Genomic DNA, 472 nt, shown 5'->3' on the forward strand with positions numbered 1-472 from the left:
AGTCTGGTAATGATGGCAGAGAGGCCACACCCGTTCCCATACCGAACACGGAAGTTAAGCTCTCTAGCGCCGATGGTAGTTGGGACCTTGTACCTGTGAGAGTAGGACGTTGCCAGGCAAATGGAGGATTAGCTCAGCTGGGAGAGCACCTGCCTTACAAGCAGGGGGTCGGCGGTTCGATCCCGTCATCCTCCACCATTCTAGCCGGCTTAGCTCAATTGGTAGAGCAACTGACTTGTAATCAGTAGGTTGGGGGTTCAAGTCCTCTAGCCGGCACCAGCAACTATGGCGGTTGTGGCGAAGTGGTTAACGCACCGGATTGTGGCTCCGGCATTCGTGGGTTCGATTCCCATCAGTCGCCCCATTTTTCTTAAATAAATTAATATGCGGGTGTGGCGGAATTGGCAGACGCACCAGACTTAGGATCTGGCGCCTTTGGCGTGGGGGTTCGACTCCCTTCACCCGCACTTTT

Annotated in this window: 4 tRNA genes and 1 rRNA gene; all 5 read left to right on the top strand. The window is 54.4% G+C overall.

Annotated features, from left to right (window positions below):
* Positions 1 to 2: 2 nt before the first annotated feature.
* A 5S ribosomal RNA gene (gene rrf / locus MR109_RS29680) occupies positions 3 to 118 on the top strand.
* Between the two features lie 4 nt (positions 119 to 122).
* Positions 123 to 198: transfer RNA gene (locus MR109_RS29685), tRNA-Val, on the top strand.
* 5 nt (positions 199 to 203) lie between these two features.
* A tRNA-Thr gene (locus MR109_RS29690) sits at positions 204 to 279 on the top strand.
* 9 nt (positions 280 to 288) lie between these two features.
* A tRNA-His gene (locus MR109_RS29695) sits at positions 289 to 364 on the top strand.
* Positions 365 to 386: 22 nt separating this feature from the next.
* Positions 387 to 467, top strand: a tRNA-Leu gene (locus tag MR109_RS29700).
* Positions 468 to 472 lie beyond the last annotated feature (5 nt).

Source organism: Bacillus cereus group sp. BfR-BA-01310 (assembly GCF_022664325.1).
Taxonomy (GTDB): Bacteria; Bacillota; Bacilli; order Bacillales; family Bacillaceae_G; genus Bacillus_A; species Bacillus_A paramycoides.